The sequence below is a fragment of the Streptomyces sp. NPDC047974 genome (genome assembly GCF_040653375.1).
Classification (GTDB): Bacteria; Actinomycetota; Actinomycetes; order Streptomycetales; family Streptomycetaceae; genus Streptomyces.
The window spans coordinates 1-3,268 of record NZ_JBEZNU010000020.1 but is presented as its reverse complement, the minus strand read 5'-3'; the positions used below and the strand labels follow the sequence as shown (position 1 = coordinate 3,268).

Below are 3,268 nucleotides of genomic sequence, written 5' to 3'. Positions count from 1 at the left end.
TGCCCGGTCGTCGGCATCAACGACTCCGGCGGCGCCCGCATCCAGGAGGGCGTGAGCGCGCTCGGGATGTACGGCGAGATCTTCCGCCGCAACACCTACGCCTCCGGGGTGATCCCGCAGATCTCCCTGGTCGTGGGCCCCTGCGCGGGCGGCGCGGTGTACTCCCCCGCGATCACCGACTTCACGGTGATGGTGGACCAGACCTCGCACATGTTCATCACGGGTCCGGACGTCATCAAGACGGTGACCGGCGAGGACGTGGGCTTCGAGGAGCTGGGCGGCGCCCGGACGCACAACGCGACCTCGGGCGTGGCGCACCACATGGCGGGGGACGAGAAGGACGCCGTCGAGTACGTCAAGCAGCTGCTGTCGTACCTGCCGTCGAACAACCTCTCCGAGGCCCCGGCCTTCCCGGAGACGGCGGAGACCGAGGTGTCGGGCGAGGACCTGGAGCTCGACACGCTCATCCCGGACTCGGCGAACCAGCCGTACGACATGCACAAGGTCATCGAGCACGTCGTGGACGACGGCGAGTTCCTGGAGACCCAGGCGCTCTTCGCGCCGAACATCCTGACCGGCTTCGGCCGGGTGGAGGGCTTCCCGGTCGGCGTCGTCGCCAACCAGCCGATGCAGTTCGCCGGCTGCCTGGACATCGACGCCTCCGAGAAGGCCGCGCGGTTCGTGCGCACCTGCGACGCCTTCAACATCCCGGTCCTCACCTTCGTGGACGTGCCGGGCTTCCTGCCGGGCGTGGACCAGGAGTACGGCGGCATCATCCGGCGCGGCGCGAAGCTGATCTACGCCTACGCCGAGGCGACCGTCCCGCTGATCACGGTCATCACCCGCAAGGCCTTCGGCGGCGCGTACGACGTCATGGGCTCCAAGCACCTGGGCGCCGACCTGAACCTCGCGTGGCCGACGGCGCAGATCGCGGTCATGGGCGCGCAGGGCGCCGTCAACATCCTGCACCGCCGCACGATCGCGGAGGCGGAGGCGAACGGCGAGGACGTCGAGGCGGTGCGGGCGCGGCTGATCCAGGAGTACGAGGACACCCTGCTCAACCCGTACATCGCGGCCGAGCGCGGTTACATCGACGGGGTGGTCCTGCCGTCCGAGACCCGGTCGCAGATCGTCAAGGGTCTGCGTCAGCTGCGGACGAAGCGGGAATCCCTGCCCCCGAAGAAGCACGGCAACATCCCGCTCTAGCCCTCGGGAGGGACAGCACGATGATCAAGGTCGTACGAGGCAACCCGACGCCCGAGGAGCTGGCCGCCGCACTGGCGGTGGTCCAGGCCCGGGCCGCGGCCACGGCGGCGGCTGCCGCCTCGGGCCTCGGCCCGGCGGTACCGGAAGGCTGGTCGGACCCGTCACGCATCGCCCGCTCGACCCGGCCCCGCCCGGGCCCGCGGGCCTGGGCCCGGTCCTACTGGCCGGTCTGACGGACGGGACGCGCGCGGACGGCGCGCGCGGCATGACCGAGGCGAAGGCCGGGCCCCTTGTGCGGGGGGTCCGGCCTTCGACGCACCCGCTCCCGCACGGTCACGGGGCCGGTTGAGTATCCGTACTCAGGCGTTCCGGGCGGCCCGGCGGCAGGATCGGGGCATGCTGTGGTCGGACCCGGAGAACAAGCCGCCGAAGTTCCTGCGCGAGGCACAGGCCATGTTGCGCAGGTCCGGTGTGATCCTGGCGCTGGCCATGGTCGTCCTGATGCTCGTCGTGGGCCCGCGCTGAGTACGCTGCCCCCATGACTGCTGATCACCCGGGCGGCACGCCCCGCCGGCTCGTCCTCGCCTCCGCCTCCCCCGCCCGGCTCGGTCTGCTCCGGCAGGCCGGCCTCGCGCCCGAGGTGATCGTCAGCGGGGTCGACGAGTCCAAGGTCCACGCCCCCACCCCGGCCGAACTCGCGCTGGCGCTCGCGGAGGCCAAGGCGGCGCACGTGGCGGCCCGCCCGGAGGTGAGCGGCGCGCTGGTGATCGGCTGCGACTCGGTGCTCGAATTCGACGGCCGGGCGCTGGGCAAGCCCGCCGACGCCACCGAGGCCACCGCCCGCTGGAAGGAGATGCGCGGCCGGGTCGGCATCCTGCAGACGGGTCACTGCGTGTACGACACGCGCGCCAAGCGGTACGAGTCGGCGACGGCCTCGACGGTGGTGCGGTTCGGCGAGCCGACGGACGCGGAGGTCGCGGCGTACGTGGCGAGCGGCGAACCACTGCACGTGGCGGGCGCGTTCACGCTGGACGGCCGCTCGGCGCCGTTCATCGACGGCATCGACGGCGACCCGGGCAATGTGATCGGCCTGTCGCTGCCGCTGCTGCGCCGGCTCCTCGCCAAGCTGGACGTGGGGATCACCGAGCTCTGGAGCGCCTGAGCTCCCGTCAGGCCTCCGCCGGCTCCGGGGCCTTGGACGGCTCCGGGGCCGCGCCCTCCTTCCCGTACATGACCAGGGTGAGCACGACGAGCCCCACGACGGTCATGAGGAAGGCGAAGGCGTGCCAGCCGATCAGGCCGACGGCGACCGCGCCGAGGACGCCGTGGACGACCGCGCAGCCGATGAGCAGCCCCCGGCCGAAGCGGCCGGGGCGGCGGTCGCGGATCCCCGCGAGCGCGGCGACGAGCGAGCAGAGCGCGAGGGCGGCACCGGAGCCGATGCCGAGGGCCCAGGTGCCGGTGACCATGTGGTCGGGGTCGAGTCCGTCGAGGGACATCGACTGGACCTCCACGAAACGCGCCATGATCGCGTTGAGGCCGACGATGGCCGGTGCCTCCACCAGAAGCACGGCGGCCGTGACGAGTGCGATCGGTCTGCGGGCCACTCGGCCACCCCCTGGATTCGCCTGTTACCGACAGTACGGTCGACAGCGCGAAGGCTACTGGCCAGTAAACGTCCGGACAAGAGTGTGCGCCGCATGGCCGAAGGCCGACGTTCCGGCAAAGAATCATTGCGCCATTCGTAGGGACTCCACAAAGAAACCCGAATGGCGACTGGCTCCACGAACAGAGACCTGCGCCACACCTCGGAGCTACTGTGCCGTAAAGGAACCCTGCGTACCGTGGTGCGACAAGGGATTTCACGACCCGAGGAAACTTCGAGCGACCCTCTATGTGGGCAAGCTCACCCAGGGACACGGGTCGAGGGGCCGTGTCGGTAGTCCCTAAACTCAGCTTGTTTCAAGGAGGGAGCCATCGTGCGCAAGGTGCTCATCGCCAACCGTGGCGAAATCGCTGTTCGTGTCGCCCGTGCCTGCCGGGATGCCGGGATCGCGAGCGT

General features: G+C 70.7%; 6 protein-coding genes. 5 read left to right on the top strand and 1 reads right to left on the bottom strand.

The window, feature by feature from the left end; genetic code table 11:
* The 4 genes from AB0E19_RS25720 to AB0E19_RS25705 form a co-directional block, all read left to right on the top strand.
* Nucleotides 1-1,206: acyl-CoA carboxylase subunit beta (locus AB0E19_RS25720; RefSeq protein ID WP_362184551.1), on the top strand; the 1,206-nt coding region annotated here is incomplete at its 5' end.
* Between the two features lie 20 nt (nt 1,207-1,226).
* Complete coding sequence (locus tag AB0E19_RS25715) at nt 1,227-1,439, top strand: acyl-CoA carboxylase subunit epsilon (protein WP_169087541.1); 213 nt, start codon at nt 1,227-1,229, stop codon at nt 1,437-1,439.
* 163 nt (nt 1,440-1,602) lie between these two features.
* On the top strand, nt 1,603-1,731 hold the full coding sequence (locus AB0E19_RS25710; protein ID WP_362184550.1) for a hypothetical protein: 129 nt from the start codon (nt 1,603-1,605) through the stop codon (nt 1,729-1,731).
* Nucleotides 1,732-1,744: 13 nt separating this feature from the next.
* Nucleotides 1,745-2,368 (top strand): nucleoside triphosphate pyrophosphatase, encoded by a 624-nt coding sequence (locus AB0E19_RS25705; protein ID WP_360605639.1) that lies wholly within the window; start codon nt 1,745-1,747, stop codon nt 2,366-2,368.
* 7 nt (nt 2,369-2,375) lie between these two features.
* Here the strand turns inward: AB0E19_RS25705 and AB0E19_RS25700 are convergent, their stop codons facing one another.
* Nucleotides 2,376-2,813: a hypothetical protein gene (locus tag AB0E19_RS25700; protein WP_362184549.1), complete on the bottom strand. Its 438-nt coding sequence runs from the start codon at nt 2,811-2,813 to the stop codon at nt 2,376-2,378.
* 372 nt (nt 2,814-3,185) lie between these two features.
* On the opposite strand from AB0E19_RS25700, the gene AB0E19_RS25695 reads away from it, so the two are divergent.
* Nucleotides 3,186-3,268, top strand: an 83-nt coding sequence (locus AB0E19_RS25695; RefSeq protein ID WP_355335748.1) for a biotin carboxylase N-terminal domain-containing protein, incomplete at its 3' end; no start/stop codon positions are given.